This is a genomic window from Micromonospora sp. NPDC049374, from assembly GCF_040677165.1.
Classification (GTDB): domain Bacteria; phylum Actinomycetota; class Actinomycetes; order Mycobacteriales; family Micromonosporaceae; genus Micromonospora.
In genome coordinates, this window is the sequence record NZ_JBFAQH010000001.1 from 686,517 (window position 1) to 706,436 (window position 19,920).

Below are 19,920 nucleotides of genomic sequence, written 5' to 3' on the forward strand. Positions count from 1 at the left end.
ACATCGCGGCCAACGTGATCGAGAACCGGCGGGACGTGGCCCGCATCAGCGGCAGGAAGGCCGCTCAGCATCTCCGTGGTCGAACCCAGCGATCCGGCGGGAAGGCCGCGCTGGCGTGCTCGACGACCGCCAGAGTAGCACCGGGTACCGACTCGTCAACCCGTCGTGAACCTCGGTGCCGAACTGGTCCGGACCGGCACCAGCCAGTGTCGGGTCTTAGGACCTGCGTGAAGATCAGTCTCGGGACGTGAGTGACAGATCGGGCTAGATCGCGGCCCGAAGGATGGCAACGAGGTCGTCGGTGGTCCGTTGCGCGTCGTGTCTGTTCGCTTCGGTGGTCCACCCTTGATGCCACGGCCCGTCGGGACCGGCGACAAAGAGCAACGCTTCCAGTGCAGGCGCAGCGAGGTCTGACGCTGACGCGGGAAGCAGCTCAAGGTCTGCCTCGTCCGACAGTTCCGCCAGGCGGTGTTGTAGATGCTCCCCGGCGGGAAGCGCGGCGGCCACGAGTGCTGCCGCCGCGACGACCTGGTCAGGGAAAAACTCCCGCCAGAGAAGGCTGCGGTTGGCCAGGACGTAGGTGAGCATGTGCCGGAGAACGTCGACGTGCTGCTCTGGCGGCCTTTCGGCCAGTTCTTCTAGGAAGTCCAGGGCGCCGTCGCTGCTGAACGGCCCGGCTCCGAACGTGCCCACGTCACCCTTTCGCCACAGGACAGTCACCGACGAAGTCGATGAGCGCACTACAGAAGATCCTGGGCAGGGTAGCGCCCTGTTACGGATGTCCTGATACCGATCTGTCACGCAGGTTCTGAGACCGGACAATCGGCTGCCGGCTGGGTGTGGGAGGACTTTCTGTACGTCTATCAAGGCGGCCCTTGACGGGCCGCACGCGCCGCCGCCTGGGCGCGCGTCCGTCGCTCCGCTGGCGCTCCGACTCCGGTCACGCAACACGCCCGGCGGCTGGCGCGGAGGGCGGGGAGCCCGGTGGGCCGCCGGATGACGACAGGCCGTTGTCCGGTGGGGTGGTGGGCCGGCAGCCGGCCGGGCCGCGCGGCGAGCACCGCGCGTCGTAGGAAAGCGCACGCCGGGTCCGTCGGCGGGCGGCGGGTGGTAGCGGGGTTGCGATTACTGCGCCTCCGGCGGGGGCGCTCGGGCTCCAGGATGGTCGGGGCTGCGTCGGCGGGTGCCGGGCCGTGGGTGGTTGCGGTAGGCCATCCCGTCTGCCATCGACCCGGGCAAGCCGAGCAGACCACCGCCCGACCCGCCAGCGTCCGACCGTGCGTCAAGGCCGTCTTGACGTGGCGGGCCGGGCGGAGGCCCGCTCCCAGGAGGGCGGGTCGACGGCAGACGGGATGGGTCTCAGTGGGTTGCGCCCCTCAGCTCAGCTCAGATGGCGAGTAGCTTGGGCTAGCACGCTGGCGCGACTGCCAAGGGACGAAAGGCTTGACTTGCCCTGCTTCAGAACCTTCTAGCGTCGCAAGCAGCTCGAAGGTGAAAGCTGCAGCGTGCTCAGCAGCGCGTGGCTGGTGCTCCTCGTCGTTCTCAGGGGTTTTGTCGTACGTCAGGTCCGAGATGCCTCGAATGACGATTGCCGGGACGTCACCGTTCGTGTGTGCGGCGAACAGGAATCCCCACCCTTCCATTTCGACAGCATATGTGTCGCCGCAGTGCACCTCGATTATCTGGTGGGTTGGAGTATTTCTGCCTGCTACGACCTGCTCTCCGGAAGCGATTGGGCCGACAAAGGCCCTCGGGCGAGCGTTTGAGGAAATCCTTTTGTGCCACTCCTCGTGTCGGCGGACTGCCCTTGCGCGTTGCACCAGTGGATATCCTGAACCAAAGGTTTTGATTCGCGACTGATGGGTTTCGGTATATTTGGCCGACTCGTAGCCGTATACGTAGTCTGCCGCTACAACGTCTCCAATCTGCATGGATTCCAATCCGCCGGCAATGCCTACGAAGATTGCTATGTCTGGACGGAAGCAGTCGAGGGCGCGGGCTGTTTCAATGGCTGAAATTGCATTGCCGATCCCGGTTTGGGCGAGCGTAATCTGCCATTCAAGTTCGGCGCTCTCGAAAATGCCTCGCTCATATACAGTCCCGGAAGGGTGGCGCAACTCATGGATGTCGCGAAGGAAAGTGCGGACAGCTGCGTACTCCAAGTCCAGTGCCGTCATGATAACCCCGGTGCGTCTACTCTCGGGCACAATCTCCCTTTCAGAGTGCTCGCGAAACGTCGGCTTTATGTCAATCCTCCCTGAAGTCCCGCCTACCGATGCGGGACCTGTCGCAAATTTGACATGCCGGCTGGGTGGAAGGGGTCGATTGACAGATAGGTGATGATTCGGAACCTGAACGGCCGTGCTCTGAGGATTCGGTCGGACCACGGGACCTGATGACAGCAGCGTCGACAGCAACGGTGCGGAACCACGACAGCCGCCGACGGCTGCCCACGGACGAGCGCCCGAGGTCGCGTACGTGGGCAGACTTCGCCGGACGGAGCGCTCAGAACTTACAAGCGAGAGGTCAACTTGCTTGGAGGGATCGGCCCCGGTGGTAGGTGTGTGCCTGGTGGTTATGCCGGTGGTGGGGGAGGGGTGAGCCAGGCGAGGGGTTGTCCGGTGAGGGCGGCGTCGGCGAGGCGGTGGGCGCTGGTGGTTTTGAGTGCCGCGCGTGAGCTGTCGATCCAGCGCTGTACGTTCTCTATGCCCTGGTGGCGGTACTCGACTGCTTGGACGAGGCATTCCAGTTTGTCAGCGTCGCGGGCGACGATGGCCTCTGGTGTCTCGCCCGCTTCGTACTCCGCAACGGCGGCGTTGATGAGGTCAGCGACGTCGGGTGGGCAGGCGGCGACCTGGTCGGCGGTGACGGTGGTGTTGGGTGCGGCGGTGAGGTAGCGCTTGGCGATGTGTGGGATGTCGGTGATCCGGGTTTCCTGGGTGTCGTGCAGAACGCACAGCATCGATACGCGGGCCGGGTCGGCACCTTCCATGGCGGCGAGCATCATCCCGATGAGCGCGGTTCGGAAGGAGTGTTCGGCGACGGATTCGGGGTTTTTGATGCCGGCGAACCACCAGCCGGTGCGGGCGGCGCGTTTGAGGACGCCGGCCTCGAAGATGTAGCGCATGGCTCCGGCGGCGTCATGGTCGTCGTTCATGTGCCCGTCCCTGTGCCGGTGACTCCGTCTGCTCGCAGGCTGTAGACGATAGAGGTTAGTTCCTGCCGGGATTGTGGAGAGATGTGGTCGCTGTCCAGGATCCGGGTGCTGCGTTTGAGGAGCGCGCGGCTCTCGGCGGGGTTGTCGAGGGTGAGTCTGCGGCGTACGGCGAGCAGAGCCCAGATGTTGTGGACGTTCAGGTCGACGAAGGGGTGCGTTAGGTCGAGGCGCTGGACCAGGTGCCGGAAGAGAACCGAGCCGTGCCAGTCTGCGAGCGGTGCCGGCATGAATGAGTCGTCGTGTTGGCGGTACGGGATTTCGCCGACCCAGTAGGCGGAGTAGTTGAGGGCTGCTCGCTGGCAGGTGTCGTCCGGATGCGCGCGGGCGAGGAAGTCTCGTAAGGGTTCCGGGTCGCCCTGGTTCGCAAGGGATGTGACGACGGAGCGGGCGTCAGGCCACAGCGGTGACCAGGTTCGGAAGGTGGTCGCCCTGGGGGTGCGGGTGGTGGTCTGGGAGAGCCATCCTGCGGCTGTCCTGGTGGGGTCCATGCCCGCGAGAAAGCAGGCTTGTCGATGCAGCAGAACGCTCGGGTCACGTCCGGCTGCTGCCCGTTCGGCGAGTACGTGAAGCCGGGTGAAGAACGCGCGTTGCTCGTCGGTGGGCAGGGCCGGCCCCGCCGCCACCGGACCTCGCCGGGCATGGGCGACGGGTATGCCTCTGGCGAAGGTTGGTGTCTGCCCGAGAACAGCCCAGAGGATCAGATCGGTCAGGCGGTGGGTGAGTACGCACCAGCCGAGCGGCTGTTCGGCGATGTCGCATCGATCCATCTGGCCGTCCAGGACTGCGGCGAGGATGAAGTCTGCTTCGGCGGCGTCGTCGAGTGCGGCGAGCAGGGTCAGGTTCGCTCCGAGCCGACCGAGCCTGCGCCGGACAGCGAACACCTGCCCGAGCGGCACCGCCGTGAAGGGCCGACGTCCGGATTCCCAGCTCTGCACGGTCACGCGGTCGACGCCGAGGTCGGCGGCGAGGTGCTCCTGCGTCAGCGGAATGGACTCCCGGATCAGCTTGAGCAGGTAGCCGGTCACCTCGCCTCGCTGTGGTGTTGATCGTCCGCGACCTGCCATGCGTCATCCCTACGTTGACCGTTGGTCGACGTTCCCGCCCCGAAACAACCGCTGCGGCTGACATGTGGGCTGCTCACTCGTACTGCGGGTGAGTCCCACCGCCGGTGTCGTGATCGTAGCGTCGCAGTTACCGAACGTTCTAGATCCGGTCCCGTGGCGTGGGGGGTCGGCCATGGGGCGCTGCCCGGCGGAGGGGGCCAGTAATGCGGGACAGGACGCCACCGGGGCGACGAGTGTCCTACGACCAGTACCTGATCGCTGTAGCGATGACTCTGGCGCGGCGACACCGACCGGCATGGTCGTGGCGCAAGTGGAGGTGGCTGTGCCGGTGCGGGGCCGACCTGCCCTGCCGGAACCGACACCGCATCCCGATCAACCGCGGGCACTGGCCGACCGAGGAGGAGCAATGACCAGCGGCGTGAAGCAAGCCATCCTCGCGGTCCACCTTCGAGGGCTCGACGGCTTGTGCGTCGGCTGTCGGGCGTGGTGGTCGCGGCTGTCGCCGTACCCGTGCTGGCAGGTGGATTGGGCGACCAGTCGGCAGGCTCGCGCGAGCGTGGCCCGGTTTCTGGGTTGTGTGCGGTGACCACCCACGGGCCGGTGCTGCCGATCTGGAGCTGCGGCGGCTGCGACCTGCCCTGGCCCTGCCCCACGCGCAGGCGGGAACTACGCGCGGAGTACGCCGACGCGCCGGTGTCGCTGGCCGTCTACCTCGGTGGCTATCTCGTGCAGGCGGCCGAGGACATGCCCTGGGCACCGGCCGGTGCACTGCACCGCCGCTTCGTTGGCTGGACCCGGCAGCCGGCGGAAGTACAGCAACGAAGTACAGCAACCGTGCCGACCGCACCCGACCGGGACGAGCGTCACCAGGCCGGATGACCTCGTATCAAGCCCGATCCGGCCGGCTTGCCGAGAGTTCACACCGAAGAGGTCACTGGTTCGATCCCAGTATCGCCCACCAATAGTCCCTGAACTGGGGAAACGTAAGCCCATGGTTGGCAGTGCGCGAACCACCTCGGCCAGTTGTGCAGTGGGCTGGGGAAACGCGTTCTTGCAATGCGGGTCCGCGTATCGGTCGCGTGGTTCAAGATCGGCGCGGTAGCCGTCTGCCTACTACTCGGTCAGCTTTATGTCGCTGCTCTCTTCTTCAGTACGGACCGAGTCCGGACGCGATCCAGGACGTCTGGTCTCGCCCCAAGCGGCGTCAGCGGTAGGTCCGGACGCGCGTCGCGCCGTTGCAGGGGAATATCGTTGCTGTGGTCATGCGCTTGAGGAGTTGGAACCGGCTATCCGGGAGCGAGCAAGCACGTGGGCTGCGCTGGAGTTGTGCCACCGCTTGCTTCCCGTTCATCCGAACCATGGGAAACCGGTTACAGGCGCGGCGTTCGAGTCTGTGGTCTGGCTGTGGACGTCACGATCTGGAGCAGCGGCGAGGCGGAGCCTTCCACTGTGCGCCTGACCGACGGCCGGGTCGTGAACGAGCACTACGAACTGGCCGACCGATAGGACCTGGACAGATTGCTCGACGAGCTCGTCCGGTTGCTCGCTGATGACGAGCTTCCTCCGACAGCCTTCGCCTTTCAGTTGCCGGATTTACCAAGCCGACGAGCTGCAATCGTTCACGCGGACGCCGGCGGGTAGCCGGTGGAGGGCAAGCGGCTCGCGGCAGAAGCGGACGTTTCCTGGGGCGTGCCGGCGGCGCGGGTCCGTCGGCACGTCGACATCAGCTAATCGCCAAGCGCATGGCAGCCCATGGTTCCGCTCGGCCAGACCGATCCAGTGTGGGCACGCTCGTGTCTGACTGGGCGTACAGCGGAGCCGGACGTCTCGTCTTCGGCGGCGAGTCAGGCATTCCCGACCCGCCGCTCACTGCGGCATTGCGAGCTACCACCTGCTCCTCGCTGGTCGGCGTCCTCGTTGGTGTGTTGATCGTCTTGGCGGCCGTTGTCATCGGGTGGGATGACCCCACTGTCGGCGTGGCCGCTCTCGGTGCCTTCGGGATGCCACGGATCCGCCGGGGATACCGGCTGCGGGCAGCGCTCGCCTTAACGATCATCACCGCCGGATGCCTGGTGGCTGGCATCCTTGTCGATCGCTGGCTGCCAGCACCGTGGGATCTCTTCTTCCCATTGGCCCTCGCCCTGACCATCGGCAGTCTGGCAGGGACTGCCGTCACGTACCTGCCGCGCCACATCCGGAGCGGAACCTGAGCCAGGTTGCCCGATCGCAGAGTGCGCGGGCGGCGTTGCCGAGCGCAGTCCGAGTTGCGCAACGGCAGCAGAGGCGGAGATGCCGGGATTGGCTGGTGGTTGCTGTGCTGGGTGGGTCAGAGCCGTAGTCGGGTGGCTCGGCTGAGGGTGTCGGTGGGGTCTTCGCCGTCGGTGAGGTCCAGGTCGTCGGCGATTCGGCCGTCGGTGAGTCGGATGAGTCGGTCGCTGCGGGCGGCGATGCGTTGGTCGTGGGTGGCGAGGATGATGGTCATCTGGTGTTCGTCTCGGAGGCGTAGCAGTAGGTCGAGGATCTGGTTTCCGGTGGTGGAGTCCAGGTTGCCGGTGGGTTCGTCGGCGAGTAGGAGCCGGGGTTTGGCCATCAGGGCTCGGGCGATCGCTACTCGTTGTTGCTGGCCGCCGGAGAGTTGGGCCGGGAGGGCGCGTTCCCGGCCGGTGAGTCCGACTTCGGCGAGTAGTTCGCGGGCCCGGGTCGAGTGGTCGTTGCGGGTGCGGTAGGGCAGTACCGGTGCGATCACGTTGTCGAGCACGGTCAGCGCGGGTAGCAGGTGGAACCGTTGGAAGACGAATCCCACTTGTCGCCGGTAGGCCGCGAGGGCGGCTCGCCGTAGTGTGGTGATCTTCAGATCGTCGATCCGGATGGTGCCAGCGTCGGCCTGTTCGATCGCGCCGATCAGGTGCAGCAGGGTGGACTTTCCGGAGCCGCTGGGTCCGGTCAGGGCCACCATCGACCCGGCGGCGATCTCCAGTGTCACGTTATCGACGGCTTTGAGTGGTGCGGTTCCGGTCCGGAAGTGTTTGACGAGGCCGCTGATATTGATGGCGGCGCCGTTGACGGTGTGCATCGGTTACTCCTCGGCCAGTAGTTGGGCGGTCGGTAGCCGCCGTAGGAGGTGCGCGGGGATGAGCGCGGCGAGGCAGGTGACCGCCGTGCCGACCACCGCCACTAAGACGGTGACAAGTAAGAGGTTCTGCGGAAGTTCGCCGACCAGCCAGGTGGTGCCGGCCAGGCCGAGTGCGGCGCCGGCGGCGGCACCGAGGAGTCCCAGGAGTAGTCCCTCGTAGGTGATCAGGCGGCTGAGTAGGGTGTCGGTCCAGCCGATGGCCCGCAGGGTGGCCAGTTCGCGGGCTCTGTCTCGGATGTTGAGGTAGAGCACGTCGGCGACGGCGGCGGCGCCGAGCAGCACGGTGGCCGCTGCTGCCGCGGCGTCGGGTCCGCGAATGCTCATTGAGATGGCGTCGCCGAGCAGGCTGCCGACGAGCGCGCCGTGGAATGCGTACGCGGCGGCGGAGACCAGGGTCAGCGCGGCGACCCCGATGGCGAGGGCGCTCGCCGCGAGCAGGGTGCGGCCGGGGGTGCGGACGAGGTTGACCAGGGCCAGGCCGAGCAGGGTGCGTGGTCGTCGTACCCAGCGGGCGGTCGTGACTGGCGGCCCGAGTGCGGCGGCGGGGTGGGCGCGGCTGGCCCGCAGCGCGGGTAGCAGGCCAGCCGCGAGTGCGAGTAGCAGCGCCACCGGTAGGGCGAGTAGGGCCCGTTGCCATCCGATGCCGATGCCGAGGGCTGCGGAGATGGGCAGTGCGAGCGCGAGGGAGAGCAGTCCGGCCGCCAGCCCGAGTACGGCCACCTCTCCGAGGATCAGTTGGGTGATCCGCCGTGCCGGCCAGCCGAGGCAGGCGAGCACGGCCAGTTCGGACCGTCGGTCCCGTACCGCCGCGGACACGGCGTTGCCGAGGAATAGCGTGCAGACCACCAGGACCAGCAGGAAGAGCAGCAAGCTCTTACGGTCGATCGCCTGCACGATCGTCGAGGCGACGCCGAGCGCAGACCAGTTCTCGGTCAACCGAAGGTGCGGTCGGCCGAACGAGCCAGCGGGCACCTCGACGGTCTGCGGATCGGGTGACGAACCCAGCGTGATGTCGACGTCCAGGCCGGTGTCCCGGGCGATCTGCTCGGCGATCAGCCGGACCCGTTCGGCCGACCGTTCGCTGTAACCGTCGACGTCGGCGACCCGGACCCGGATCGCACTGATTGGCGCCGACCGCTGCGGGCTGCTACCCCCATCCAGCAGCTGCGGCACGCTGGCCAGGTTGGTCAGCAGCAGCGGCGGGGCGGAGAGGTATCCGGCCGGGTTGCCGCTAGGTAGCAGCGGCTGATGACCGAGTGCCTCGCGGCTGCTCTCATCGGCGCCCTCGGCCAGCGGCGGTTCATATGTCTCCAGCGGTACCCGAGACAGGTCGCTGAAGCCCGCCAGCTTTCCCGGGTCGAAGACACCCACCGCCTGCCACTGCCGGACCGGCCCGGAACCGTGAGACAACGACAGGCTGGTCAGAGGCCGGTAGGCGACGTCGTCGGAAAGCCAGGGCAGAGGTACGTAGTTGTACTCCTCCTTGCCGCCGTAGGCGTCCAGGTTCGGTGCGAACGTGCGCGGCCGGAGCGTGCCGTCGGGAAGCTGGTCGTACTTCGTCTGCCCGGGCTGCACCACCACCTGGAGTTGACCGAAGCAGCACGTCTCGCCCAATCCTTCGGCCAGCTGAGCGCGGTGGCCCGCAGCGAGGTCCTGTTCGCTGCTGCCGGCGGTGACAGCCGGAACCTCACTCAGCACCCGCTCTATCTGCTCGGGTGACATTCCGGTTACCCGCGGCGGCGAGGCGAGCCGATGGTAGCTGGCGCGGATCGCACCATCGACGTACGGGTGGCTGGTGGCGAGCACCGGGAACAGCCGAGCCGAGCCGTTCGGGCTCATGCTGACGGTGTCGTCGGCATTCAACGGCCGCCCGTCCACGAGCGCGCCGGTAAGCCCGACCAACTGTTCCTCGGCCTCCGGATCCACGGCGGCGAGCAGATATGGCACGGTGAGCGGCAGGGCCATCACCAGCCGGTCGCTGGACCGGTGCGGGACCCAGGCGGAGCCGGACTCGAAGCGGCCGTCGGGCAGCAGCCGGGCCGCGTCGACCGACCAGGCCTGACGCTCGCTGATGGTGGCGAACTCCCCGTCCGGGTACCAGGACGGGTCGCACACCGGTTCCGTTCGACCTGCCGGCAGTACCTCCAGTGGCACCGGGCCACAGCGCTCGACGTTGTACGAGCGGCCGTCGGAGTAGGGCAGCGCAGTGAAATCAAACGTGTCCCCGAGCACCGGGAAGATCAACGGCCGTTTGGTGACGTACACGTACCGGGGTTGCGCTGCGGCGGCGGACAGGCCCCGCTCCGCGACATAGGTCGGATCAACCCGGATCACCTGTCGGTCAAGACTGCGGTCGACCGCGTCGGTCAGGTCGAACTGGGTCTGCACCACCGAGGTCGTGTGGCCGAGCATCGCGATCGGAGCCGCGACCTCCACCCCCGCCAGCGCTTTCACCTGGTCGTACTGTTCCTCGGTGATGCCACCGAACAAGCCGGAGAGGTAGTTGGGACGGACCAGGCGACGCTCCGCCTCCAATGGGGTCCGAGCCCTCTCCGGGCGGACCAGAATGTCGTACGCCGCCCGGGTGTGCTGCTCCACCGTGCCGATCACCTGCAACCGGGACGCGGTCGTCGTGCCGGTGAGCACGACGAACCCGGTAGTGGCCACCAGCACGCCGATCAGCAGTGCCACCGACCGCCCGGCACGGCCACGAAGCTGTCGCCAGATGACGTTGAGCAAGACGCCTCCCCTGTGCTGGCACTCACTGTGGGGGATACATTGTGACAATGCAAGAGGTGGAAGGGGAGACATGGCAATCCAGCACGCGGTCCTGGCCCTGCTCGCCAGCGGACCCAGCTACGGCTACGAACTCAAGGCATCTTTCGAGAACGCGGTCGGCCCGCAGTGGGGTCCGCTGAACATCGGCCACCTGTACCAGATCCTCGACCGCCTCTCCCGAGACGGGCTGGTGGTCGCCGAACGCCAGGTACAGCCAGTCAAACCCGACCGCGTGGTCTACGAGATCACCAAGGACGGGCACGCGGAACTGGAACGTTGGCTAGCCGAGCCGAGCCCCCGCGCCGGAGGCTTCCGCGACGACTTCTTCCTCAAGATCATCGCCGCCGCCCGTTCAGGCTCACCCGAGACCGTACGCACCGTACTGGGCAACCAGCGCGGCCACCTGCTGCGCGAACTGCGCAACCTCGGAAACCTGCAAACCGAAGCCGCCGACATGGTGGTCGGACTGCTGCTCTCAGCCGCGACCCGGCACGTCGAAGCCGACCTCGCCTTCATAGAGGACGTCGAGGCAGCATTACTCACCGATGGCGGTGCATCCCTAGCCAAGCTCGCCGAGCCGCAGGCGGAGGAAACCAAGACACCGGCCAACCCTCCAACCCCACGACGGCGCGCGGGCTGACCACAGGAACCCGCACGGCACAGCGATGGGCGCCCGCCGCCCTGATCGGCCGAAGTCCGACAGATGCTCCGCTCATCGGCCATGAGTGCGCGGCTGTGTGTTCTTCCGGAGGGCTGGGCACCTACGCGTACTGCGATCTCGTCTGCAGGACAGCCAACTGACGCTGGTGGATCGAGGTGGCTGCCCTCAGTCGCAACGACTGAGCGGATCAGACCATGCGCCTACGTACCGCTGGAACCGTTACGATCGGTCCTTGAGCTGGGGGAATGTGGTTCGGATTCTGCCAAGTATGGTCCACCCGAACGCGTACCCAAACGCGGCCTGCGAAGGCGGTGAAGCCGCTGGTCAGGCCGCGCTTCTGGGTGGTTCGCACAGCGTGGTGAGTGCGCGCTGCCGAGGGCTTCGGGAGCCGTCGCGGGGCCGGCTGGGATCTGGTAACCACTGATGTCAGGCGTACGAGCCGCGGCGGTCGCCCGTGCGAGCGGCTATGTCAAGGAGTCCGGCTTCGATGCGCCGGAAAACGCGTCGATCGTCGACCCGGATGACCGGGGCCCCGCCATTGGCTTCATGAAGGTGCCCGAGGGAGACTCGGCGAACCAAGAACGGGTCTCACCCGTTGGCCTTATGCATGGCATGCGGCGGATGTCGGCGAGGACCGGCGTCAGTTGCTAATTGTCGGAGTGGCGTGGGAAGCGGATGGCGATGTCCAGCCCGCCGGTCGGGCGTGCGTTGCTGGAGAGTTGCCCGTGATGGGCGTCGACGACAGCGCGCACGATGGACAGGCCGAGGCCGGCTCCGCTGTCGGTTCGTGGCTGGTTGGTTGTTCCTCGGACAAAGGGTTCGAAGAGCTGGTCCGCTGTGTCGGGGTCGATGCGTTGGCCGGTGTTGGCGATGTGCAGGTGGGCGTGTTGCGCCGCGGTGTCGGTGGTGATGGCGATAGTGCCGCCTGTTTCGTTGTAGCGGATCGCGTTGTCGACGAGGTTGGTGACCATGCGATCGACCAGGACCGGATCACCGACGATTGGGGAGGAGCGTAGGTCGGTGCGCAGCTCGATGTGGAGTTTTTCCGTCTGTTCCCGTGCCGCGTCGGCGATTCCGGCCACGACGTCGGCGAGGTCGATCTGGTGTCGTCTGCTGGGTCCGGTGTGGCTGCGGGCCAGGGTGAGCAGGCCGTCGAGGGTGCGTTGGCTGTGCTCGACCGCGGTTCGGACGTCGCCGGCCATGACGAGGAGTTCTTCGGCGCTGGGTTGACCGTCGAGGGTCACGTCGATGGCGGTGCGCATGGTGGTCAGAGGTGTACGCAGCTCGTGGGCAGCATTGGCGACGAACATGCGGAGGCTGTGCAGCAGCTTGTCCCTTTCGGCCATGCCCGACTGGATGCGGTCGAGCATGCCGTTGACGGTTTGGGCCAACGTGGCGAGTTCGTCGGCGGGTGCGGTGACCGGTACCCGTTCGGAGAGATTCTCCGCGGAAAGCCGTCGGGCGGTGGCGGATATGGCGCGGATCGGCCGCAGTACCCGTCCGGCCAGCAGCCAGCCGAACACAGCCGTCAGCACGGTGACTGTCGCGAACGCGACGAGTGACTGAGTCAACAGTTGGGCGAGCGTCTCGGCGTGCAACCGGTCGACGGTCTCCAGTGCTGCGGCGCCGTCAGCCGGGATCGGCGACGGGGTGTCCGGTGAACCGAGGATGGCGAGCATTCTCGGCTGGTCGTCGAGGTTGCGGCGCATCAGCACGTAGGTGAGCGTGACCAGCACGATACCGGCGGCGAGGACGATGCCGGTGTGCAGCAGGGTGAGCCGGCTGCGGGCGCTAAGCCGGACGGTCATGTTCGAATCCGGTAGCCGGCGGCGGTCACGGTTTCGATGAGCGGCGGCTCACCGAGCTTGCGGCGCAGCGTACCCACGGTGATCCGGACGGCGTTGGTGAACGGGTTGGCGTGTTCGTCCCATACCTTCTCCAACAGGGTTTCGGCGCTGACCACGGCACCGCCGGCAGCGAGGAGCTGTTCCAACATGCCGAACTCCTTCGGGGTCAGGTGCAGCAGCCGGCCGGCGCGTTCGGCGGTGCGACGGGCGGGGTCGAGCAGCAGGTCGGCGGCGCGTAGTACCGGTGGGTGGGCGGTGGCGGTGCGTCTGGCCAGGGCCCGTACCCGGGCGATGAGTTCGGTGAACGCGAACGGCTTGCCCAGGTAGTCGTCGGCTCCGAGGGTGAGTCCGTCCACGCGGTCCTCGACCGCGCCGGAGGCTGTGAGCATGAGAATGCGCGAGGTGCCGCGTTCGGCCAGCCGCCGGCAGACGGTGTCCCCGTGGACTACTGGCAGGTCCCGGTCCAGCACGACGACGTCGTATGGGGTGAGGTCGAGCTTTTCGAGGGCGGTCTGACCGTCCATGGCGACGTCCACTGCGCAGCCGTGCTTGCGTAGCCCGGCGGCGATGTAACCAGCCAGCGGCTGTTCGTCTTCGACCAGCAACACGCGCACGGCACAGTCTCCCAGCAGGGACATATGGATTGTGTATGGCCCGGTCATCGGCTCCCGATATCCGCCCGCCGGTAGAAGTTGGCGCTGTTGCCTACAGAAGGAGATTCGATGGCACAGCCATCCAGGAGAGCCGTGCTCGGCATGCTGGGCGCCGTCCCGCTCGCTGCCGGCGGGGTGCTCACGTCCGGTGCAGCGGCCTCCGCCGCCTCCACGGACAGCACGCCGACCGGGTCGGGGCTGGCATCGAGGATCCAGGGGATCATCGAGCGGCCCGTGTTCGCCGGCTCGCGCTGGGGCATGGCGTTCACCGCCGCCGACACCGGCCACATCGTGTACGCGTTGCGCCCGGACGAGTTGTTCGTGGCCGCCTCGTCGTTCAAGGTCTTCATCGCCGGTACCGCGTTCGAGGCGCTCGGCCCCGACCGCCGCTTCCACACCCGGGTCTACCGGACTGGACCGGTCGTGCGCGGCGTCCTTCGCGGTGATCTGGTGCTGGTGGCCGGGGGCGACCTGCTGCTGTCAGGTCGGCGACGACCCGACGGCACGCTGGACCTGCCGGACCCGGACCCGACCAACCTGGGCGGGGTCCCGTTGCCGGACCCGCTGGGGGAGATCCGCCACCTGGCCGGCCAGGTCGTCGCGGCTGGCATCCGGCGCGTCGAAGGTCGGATCCTGGTGGACGCGTCGCTGTTCCGCGAGGCGCGGGAGGGAATCGCCATCGGCGACACCAAGATCACGGTGTCGCCGATGATGGTCGGCGACCACGTCGTGCACGCCGTTGTGACCCCCGGCGGCGGTGCCGGTGCCGCCGGTGTGGTGCGGGCGTCCCCGCAGACCGGCTACGTGCGCTTTTTCAGTCAGGTGACCACGGTGCCTGCGTCCGGGCCCGCGCGGCCCCTCACCTTCGGCGACGACGTCGTGAGTCCCGACGGCAGCCGCACCGTGGCCGTCACCGGCGACATCCCGCTGGGCAGTCAACCGCGATACGTGGCGTACTTCGTGCCGAACCCGACCCGGTTCGCGGGGACCGTGCTCGCCGAAGCTCTGCACGCCCTGGGCGTACCGATCGCGGGCGGGATCGAGGCGGCCCTGGCCGGGTGGCGGGGTGCCCGAGTCGCCGAGCACGTGTCGCCGCCGCTGTCAGAACAGGTGAAGGTCATGCTCAAGGTCAGCTCCAACGTGCACACTGTCACGTTCCCGTACCTGGTGGGCGCGGTGGCGGGCCGCGACAGCATCACCCCGAAGGCGACCTACGAGCAGTACCGGCGCCGGCTGTTCCGTGAGGCCGGTCTCGATTCCGATCCGACCGGAGCCGCCGACGGTGCCTACACCGCGGACACCTTCATCCGGTTCCTGACCCACCTCAAGCGGCGGCCGTACTTCGCACGGTACCGGCAGGCGCTGCCCATCATGGGCCGCGACGGCAGCCTCGCCGGCAACCAGCCGAACTCGCCGGCGGCGGGACATGTCTATGCCAAGACCGGAACCGGCGGTCTGGCCACCCCGACCGGCGGCGCCATGCTCCACAAGGCCCTCGCCGGGTACATCGAGCTGCCGGACCGCCGATGGCTCGCCTTCGCCCAGTTCATGAGACAGGAAACCACGTTCGAGACCGTCCGCGCCCTAGGCGGCCAGGCCCAGGAAGCGATGGCCGAGATCGCCACCGCCGTCTACGAAACCCTCGCAAGGAGCCCGCGATGACCCGCCCCACCACCCGGCGAACCGTCCTCGGCGCGCTGGGTGCCGCCTCACTGGCCAGCACCACCGTGATGATCACACCCGGGGCGGCCAACGCCGCACCGCCAAAGGACCTACGCCGACGCGGCGCATACGACCGGTTTGTGGCCCAACGGGCCGCACAGGACGCCTTCTCCGGAACCGTGCTCATCGCGCACCACGGTCAACCCGTGCTGGCGCGCTCCCACGGCATGGCCAACAAAGACCAGTCCAATCCGAACCGGTCCGACACCGTCTTCTGGCTCGCATCGATCACCAAAACCTTCACCGCACTCGCGATCGCCCAACTGGCCCAACAGGGCAGGCTGGCCTTTCACGACACCGTCGGCGCCCACATCGACGGCTTCCCGACCGAGGTCGCCAGCACGGTCACCGTCCACCAACTGCTCACCCACACCTCCGGGGTCGGCCGGCCCGCCGTCGGCGGCGGCACCCCACCCGGACTCGACTGGAACAGCTTCGACGAGGTGATGGACGGCACCCTCACACTCCTCCGACAGACACCGCTGCAGTTCGCCCCAGGCACCCGGTACGCCTACAGCAACGACGGCTTCTTCGTCCTCGGCGCGATCGTGGCACGAGCGGCCGGACAGTCGTACTTCGACTACATCCGCCAGCACGTCTTCGCCCCCGCAGGCATGACCCGCACCGACTTCTACAGCCGCCCCCAGGTGCTGGCCAACAACGCCATCGCCCGGCCCTACTGGACCCAACGCGACGGCACCCGCGCCGACTTCGCCACCAGCCCCTACGCACCGTTCAGCACGGGACCGGCCGGCGGCGCCTACTCCACCGTGACCGACCTGCTCGCCTTCGTCGGCGCGCTGACCACCGGCAAACTGCTCAACCCCGCATTCGTTGATCTCATCACCAGCGGGAAACAGGCCCTACCACCGTCGCAGCTACCAAGCCAGGCCGAGTTCTACGGCTACGGCTACCTGAACGCGATCCTCAACAACCGACGCATCCTCGGGCACTCGGGTAGCGGGCCCGGCGCAGCCAACCGCCTAGACATCTACCCCGACCTGAACTGGGTCTCCATCGTCCTCAGCAACTACGACACCACCATCGACCCCATCGTTGAACTCGAACGCGAACTCATCACCAGATAGCCACGACCTCTCCGATCAGCATCGACACGGAGTGACCGGGCACCCTCACCGACTCGGCCGCCGGTGGCCAGCTCCGACCCCGGGAGCCGGGTCCGTGCCGGGCGAGTTGGGTCAACTGCGCCACTGTGGACACGCTCGCGCCGTCCGGTGGCTCCGAATATCCGATCGAGCCAGCCTGAGCGGTGATCGTCGATCTGACCGGGCGGCGACCGTGGCCGGGTCGCCGCCCGGGTGAGGGCGTGCCGGGAGGAGCCGGCGGGCAAGCCCGGTCGGCGGCGGACGCTCAGCCCCGGGGTCGCCGCATCACTTTCTCGAAGAGGTTCTCGTATGCGGTCAGGGAAGCCCCAGCGCTGTACAGGTCCCGGGCCCGCCGCTGCCCGCGCGCTCGTACGTCCGCTGGCATGGCGAGCAGTTCCTCGATACCCGCGGTGATGGCCGGGATGTCGCCGACCGGCACCAGTGACCCGAATCCGGTGTCGGTCACCGGCACCCGGCCGCCGGGCAGGTCGGAGGAGAGCACCGGTACGCCGCAGAGCATCGCTTCGGCCTGAACGATGCCGAACGACTCCGCCACCGAGGTTAGGGCGAACACGTCGATGGAGGCGTAGAAGTCGTTGATCGCCGTTCCGCTCAACGGGCCGAGGACGCGGATGCGGGGGTCGTCCCCAGCGGCCCGGCGTACCTGCTCGATGATGCCGCCGCCCGCGACGGTGCGGTACTCGCCGGCGATCAGCAGCCGGGCGTCCGGGTCGGCGAGCCGGCGGAAAGCGGGGACCAGGCACTCGAGCCCCTTATCGGGCACGATCCTGCCCATGAAACCGACATGGGGTCCGCTGCCGTCCCGGAACGCTGGCTGGCCGCCGGTCCGGTCCAGACAGGGCGCCGGGATCGCGGACCAGTCAGCGCGTTGGATGTCCGGCCACAGGGCGGAGTGTCGAGCCTGGTCCGCGCTGTTGACGACGACCGCGGCCGAGCGGCGCAGGGCGGCCCGGGCGGAGCGGTTGACCCCGCCGATCTGTACTTTCCGCAGCAGGCTGGGCGGGATCCACACGTCGATGTGGTACGTGGACACGACGGGTGTGTCGCCGCAGAGCTGGGCGATCGGCCCCCCCTCCAGCATCGGCAGGTGGAGGTTGACCACACGGGACCGGCGCCCGATCCGGGCCGCCAGCAGCGGGAGCGCCGGGCTGACGACGCCCCGGCCGAGGCGGGCCAGCACGGGTGCCCGGACAACCTCTACCCCGTTGCGGTTCTCCCGGGCGGGCAGTGCCGAATCGTGCCGGGAGGTAACCACGGCGACGCGGTGCCCACGGGCCGCCATTCCCTCGGCGATGATCCGGGCCACCTCGGTGAGCCCGCTGACGTAGGGCGCGTAGTAGTTGAGAACGACTGTCAGGTCGAACGTGGAACCGATGTTCAAGGGTTTCTCCTCCTTGGTCGTCGCGGCACGGCCACGGTCGGTGCCGCGGGCGGGGCTAGGCCGCGAGGTAGGCCACCAGCAGGCCGGCGCTCCAGATGGCGCAGTTGACGACGAGCAGCCGGTCGCGCACGAGTAACCGGACCGGATTGCCGCCGGTCCGGTGCACGACGATGAGCTGGAGATAGCGGAACGTGGCGAAGAGCATGAACGGCGCGGAGAGCGTCAGCGTCAGGCGGCCGAAGGTGTCCACCACCGCCGCCGTGGTGAGGTACGACATGAACGACATCAGGCCGATGCCTGCGCTCAACAGGGCGAGGTAGTCCAGCAGCTGCACCGAGTACGCCGCCAGGGACGGCCGGTGCTGCTGCGAGGACGAGCCCAGCACCACGAGCTCGTGCCGGCGCTTGCCGATGCCGAACAGCAGGCAGATGCAGAAGATGGAGAGCACCAACCAGCTCGACAACGAGGCCGAGATGGCTAGGACGCCGGCCAGCAGGCGTAGCACGAACCCGCTCGCCACCAGGAAGACGTCGATCAGCGGTACATGCTTGAGCCAGGCGCTGTAGGCGATGTTGACGATCAGGTAGCCGGCGATCGGCCAGATCGCCTGCGCCGGTGCGTCGAGCAGCGTGACGCCAACGGCGATCACCAGCGACAGCAGGGCCAGGGCTCCCGCCGCACAGGCATAGGCGATTCCCACCGGTACGTCCCCGCAGGCCACGGGGCGTAGTCGCTTCACCGGGTGGAGCCGGTCTCGGTGTCGGTCCTGGACGTCATTGAGGATGTAGACCGTCGCCGAGGCGATGGTGAACGCAAGGATGATCCAAGCGATCTGGACGGCCGCCCGCGGGGTCCAGGACGGCAGGGCGATGAGCACGAACGGCACGATCACCGCGTTCTTGGGCCAGTGCTCGGGGCGGATCAGCGCCAGGACACTCCTGGTACGGGTGCGGCGCGGGATCTGCGGCACCGGGATGCCGAGTTCGTGTTCCGGGGCAACGAGTTGCTGAACAGCCATCTTCACTCCAAATGAAAGGGGTCGCCGTTCGGGGACGAGATGGCGCCGGCGGCGCTCGGCGCCTACTTCCTCCAGGTGCACTCTCGCCTTTTAGAATGCTGCTTTGGCTACCGCGAGAAGTCCTTGTCGCCACGGTTCGCTATGGGTCTTTCCGCTGCTTCGAGCCTTGTTTGGAACGTTCGTGGAACGCCACCACTCGTAGGTGCGGAGCAATGCGTCTCGATTGGAGTGCCGGGGGTTGAAGCCGAGCTTTTCCCGCGCCCGGTCGATGCTGATGTACGAGTCGGCGCACAGCTTGTAGACGAGCCGCTTGTAGACCGGGCTGAGGCGGGCCGCGCTGAGTGCCCGCAGCGTCGCCAGGGCGGGCTTCACGGGCAGCGCCACCACCCGGCGGCCGTGGCCGGCGGCGTCCAGCACCGCCTGGAAGTCGTCGCGCAGCGTGGTGAACTCGGCGGCACCGAGGTTGAACGTCTGGTTCACCTCGGCCGGCGGCAGCGTCATGGCCGCGACGACGGCGTCCACCAGGTCCGCGACGTCCAGCATCTGGCAGCGGATGTCGCCCTTGCCGAGCACCGGGAAGTTCCGCCCCTCGTCGGCCCACTCGAAGAGCATCGCGAAGAGGCCGAGCCGCTCCGGCCCCAGAAAGGTCTTCGGCCGCAGGACGGGCACGCACATGCCGGCCGATCGGTACCGCGCGCAGATCCCCTCCGCTGACACCTTCGCGGCGCTGTACGGGTCGACCGGCTGACACGGGTGGTCCTCCGGCGTTGGCACCGTTCGGGGTAGCCCGTAGACCGCAGTGGAGGAGATGTGCACCACCCGCTCCACGCCGGCGGTCCGGCAGCCGTCGAGGACGCTGCGGGTGCCGTCCACGTCGACCGAGCGGATCTGTTCGGCGCGGTGACTGGGCAGGGCCGCCGCACAGTGCACCACCACGTCCGCCCCTGCGACGGCTGCGGTCACGTCGGCCGGGGCGCGGATGTCCCCGCGGATCTGCCGGTGCGGTTGCCTTGCCGTGGCGGGCACCAGGTCCAGACTGGTGGCCTCGTGCCCCTCGGACAGCAGGCGGTCGATGAGGTGCCGGCCGAGCATGCCGGAGCCTCCGGTTACGGTGACGCGCACCTGTCCCCCTCTCTCCACATCGCGATGGTCGATCGGCGCACAGCGGTGAACCTTGATTTACTAGTCACGTTAAGTAGGACTCACGCAACGCTAAGATCCAATCTCACCGCTTCATCACCGAACGGTCACCGCGTCCGAGTCACCGGCTCGGCACGTACAGGGGGGATGCTCGTTTGGATTTCCGAATACTCGGTCCG

The 19,920-nt window shown here is 67.7% G+C and carries 17 protein-coding genes; 6 read left to right on the forward strand and 11 right to left on the reverse strand.

Annotation, left to right across the window (positions count from 1 at the left end):
- Window positions 1-264: 264 nt before the first annotated feature.
- The 4 genes from AB0J93_RS03215 to AB0J93_RS03230 all read right to left on the reverse strand — a co-directional run bounded on the left by AB0J93_RS03215 (window position 265) and on the right by AB0J93_RS03230 (window position 4,281).
- Entirely contained in the window at window positions 265-720 is a 456-nt protein-coding gene (locus tag AB0J93_RS03215) for a DUF4259 domain-containing protein (RefSeq protein ID WP_363917576.1), read from the reverse strand.
- A gap of 656 nt (window positions 721-1,376) precedes the next feature.
- Window positions 1,377-2,177 (reverse strand): 5'-methylthioadenosine/S-adenosylhomocysteine nucleosidase, encoded by an 801-nt coding sequence (locus tag AB0J93_RS03220; protein ID WP_363917578.1) that lies wholly within the window; start codon window positions 2,175-2,177, stop codon window positions 1,377-1,379.
- Between the two features lie 398 nt (window positions 2,178-2,575).
- Complete coding sequence (locus AB0J93_RS03225; RefSeq protein WP_363917580.1) at window positions 2,576-3,157, reverse strand: HD domain-containing protein; 582 nt, start codon at window positions 3,155-3,157, stop codon at window positions 2,576-2,578.
- A complete protein-coding gene (locus AB0J93_RS03230) occupies window positions 3,154-4,281 on the reverse strand; it encodes a helix-turn-helix transcriptional regulator (protein WP_363917582.1) in 1,128 nt (375 codons plus the stop codon). The genes AB0J93_RS03225 and AB0J93_RS03230 overlap by 4 nt, the downstream gene beginning before the upstream one ends.
- A 172-nt stretch (window positions 4,282-4,453) precedes the next feature.
- Here AB0J93_RS03230 and AB0J93_RS03235 point away from each other — a divergent pair, with 172 nt between their 5' ends.
- The 3 genes from AB0J93_RS03235 (at window position 4,454) to AB0J93_RS03245 (ending at window position 6,491) form a co-directional block, all read left to right on the forward strand.
- The gene (locus AB0J93_RS03235; RefSeq protein WP_363917584.1) at window positions 4,454-4,867 is read left to right on the forward strand and encodes a hypothetical protein; all 414 of its coding nucleotides are present in this window, start codon (window positions 4,454-4,456) and stop codon (window positions 4,865-4,867) included.
- Window positions 4,864-5,160, forward strand: a complete 297-nt coding sequence (locus AB0J93_RS03240) for a hypothetical protein (protein WP_363917586.1) — start codon at window positions 4,864-4,866, stop codon at window positions 5,158-5,160. Before AB0J93_RS03235 ends, AB0J93_RS03240 begins: the two co-directional genes overlap by 4 nt.
- 902 nt (window positions 5,161-6,062) lie before the next feature.
- The gene (locus tag AB0J93_RS03245) at window positions 6,063-6,491 is read left to right on the forward strand and encodes a hypothetical protein (protein WP_363917588.1); all 429 of its coding nucleotides are present in this window, start codon (window positions 6,063-6,065) and stop codon (window positions 6,489-6,491) included.
- Between the two features lie 116 nt (window positions 6,492-6,607).
- On the opposite strand, the gene AB0J93_RS03250 is transcribed toward AB0J93_RS03245, so the two are convergent.
- Both AB0J93_RS03250 and AB0J93_RS03255 read right to left on the reverse strand, forming a co-directional pair.
- The gene (locus AB0J93_RS03250) at window positions 6,608-7,354 is read right to left on the reverse strand and encodes an ABC transporter ATP-binding protein (protein WP_363917590.1); all 747 of its coding nucleotides are present in this window, start codon (window positions 7,352-7,354) and stop codon (window positions 6,608-6,610) included.
- Window positions 7,355-7,357: 3 nt separating this feature from the next.
- The gene (locus tag AB0J93_RS03255; protein ID WP_363917592.1) at window positions 7,358-10,153 is read right to left on the reverse strand and encodes an FtsX-like permease family protein; all 2,796 of its coding nucleotides are present in this window, start codon (window positions 10,151-10,153) and stop codon (window positions 7,358-7,360) included.
- A 70-nt stretch (window positions 10,154-10,223) separates the two neighbouring features.
- On the opposite strand from AB0J93_RS03255, the gene AB0J93_RS03260 reads away from it, so the two are divergent.
- Window positions 10,224-10,832 carry a PadR family transcriptional regulator gene (locus AB0J93_RS03260; protein ID WP_363917594.1) on the forward strand — a complete coding sequence of 203 codons (609 nt, stop codon included), beginning with the start codon at window positions 10,224-10,226 and terminating at the stop codon, window positions 10,830-10,832.
- A 668-nt stretch (window positions 10,833-11,500) separates the two neighbouring features.
- Here the strand turns inward: AB0J93_RS03260 and AB0J93_RS03265 are convergent.
- On the reverse strand, window positions 11,501-12,661 hold the full coding sequence (locus tag AB0J93_RS03265; RefSeq protein ID WP_363917596.1) for a HAMP domain-containing sensor histidine kinase: 1,161 nt from the start codon (window positions 12,659-12,661) through the stop codon (window positions 11,501-11,503).
- Window positions 12,658-13,314 carry a response regulator transcription factor gene (locus AB0J93_RS03270; RefSeq protein ID WP_363917721.1) on the reverse strand — a complete coding sequence of 219 codons (657 nt, stop codon included), beginning with the start codon at window positions 13,312-13,314 and terminating at the stop codon, window positions 12,658-12,660. Before AB0J93_RS03270 ends, AB0J93_RS03265 begins: the two co-directional genes overlap by 4 nt.
- A 108-nt stretch (window positions 13,315-13,422) precedes the next feature.
- On the opposite strand from AB0J93_RS03270, the gene dacB reads away from it, so the two are divergent.
- Window positions 13,423-15,015 (forward strand): D-alanyl-D-alanine carboxypeptidase/D-alanyl-D-alanine-endopeptidase, encoded by a 1,593-nt coding sequence (dacB, locus tag AB0J93_RS03275; RefSeq protein ID WP_363917598.1) that lies wholly within the window; start codon window positions 13,423-13,425, stop codon window positions 15,013-15,015.
- Window positions 15,012-16,163, forward strand: coding sequence for a serine hydrolase domain-containing protein (locus tag AB0J93_RS03280; protein WP_363917600.1), 1,152 nt, complete (start codon window positions 15,012-15,014; stop codon window positions 16,161-16,163). Before dacB ends, AB0J93_RS03280 begins: the two co-directional genes overlap by 4 nt.
- 283 nt (window positions 16,164-16,446) lie before the next feature.
- On the opposite strand, the gene AB0J93_RS03285 is transcribed toward AB0J93_RS03280, so the two are convergent.
- The 3 genes from AB0J93_RS03285 to AB0J93_RS03295 form a co-directional block, all read right to left on the reverse strand.
- A complete protein-coding gene (locus AB0J93_RS03285) occupies window positions 16,447-17,583 on the reverse strand; it encodes a glycosyltransferase family 4 protein (RefSeq protein ID WP_363917602.1) in 1,137 nt (378 codons plus the stop codon).
- 55 nt (window positions 17,584-17,638) lie between these two features.
- Entirely contained in the window at window positions 17,639-18,601 is a 963-nt protein-coding gene (locus AB0J93_RS03290; protein WP_363917604.1) for a UbiA prenyltransferase family protein, read from the reverse strand.
- 90 nt (window positions 18,602-18,691) lie between these two features.
- Window positions 18,692-19,723 (reverse strand): NAD-dependent epimerase/dehydratase family protein, encoded by a 1,032-nt coding sequence (locus tag AB0J93_RS03295; protein ID WP_363917606.1) that lies wholly within the window; start codon window positions 19,721-19,723, stop codon window positions 18,692-18,694.
- Window positions 19,724-19,920: the final 197 nt, after the last annotated feature.

Coding starts and splice junctions, on each gene's coding strand:
- AB0J93_RS03220 (WP_363917578.1), bottom strand. CDS start 2,177: ATGACGGCACTGGACTTGGAGTACGCAGCTGTCCGCACTTTCCTTCGC.
- AB0J93_RS03225 (WP_363917580.1), bottom strand. CDS start 3,157: ATGAACGACGACCATGACGCCGCCGGAGCCATGCGCTACATCTTCGAG.
- AB0J93_RS03230 (WP_363917582.1), bottom strand. CDS start 4,281: ATGGCAGGTCGCGGACGATCAACACCACAGCGAGGCGAGGTGACCGGC.
- AB0J93_RS03235 (WP_363917584.1), top strand. CDS start 4,454: ATGGGGCGCTGCCCGGCGGAGGGGGCCAGTAATGCGGGACAGGACGCC.
- AB0J93_RS03250 (WP_363917590.1), bottom strand. CDS start 7,354: ATGCACACCGTCAACGGCGCCGCCATCAATATCAGCGGCCTCGTCAAA.
- AB0J93_RS03260 (WP_363917594.1), top strand. CDS start 10,224: ATGGCAATCCAGCACGCGGTCCTGGCCCTGCTCGCCAGCGGACCCAGC.
- AB0J93_RS03265 (WP_363917596.1), bottom strand. CDS start 12,661: ATGACCGTCCGGCTTAGCGCCCGCAGCCGGCTCACCCTGCTGCACACC.
- dacB (WP_363917598.1), top strand. CDS start 13,423: ATGGCACAGCCATCCAGGAGAGCCGTGCTCGGCATGCTGGGCGCCGTC.
- AB0J93_RS03280 (WP_363917600.1), top strand. CDS start 15,012: ATGACCCGCCCCACCACCCGGCGAACCGTCCTCGGCGCGCTGGGTGCC.
- AB0J93_RS03290 (WP_363917604.1), bottom strand. CDS start 18,601: ATGGCTGTTCAGCAACTCGTTGCCCCGGAACACGAACTCGGCATCCCG.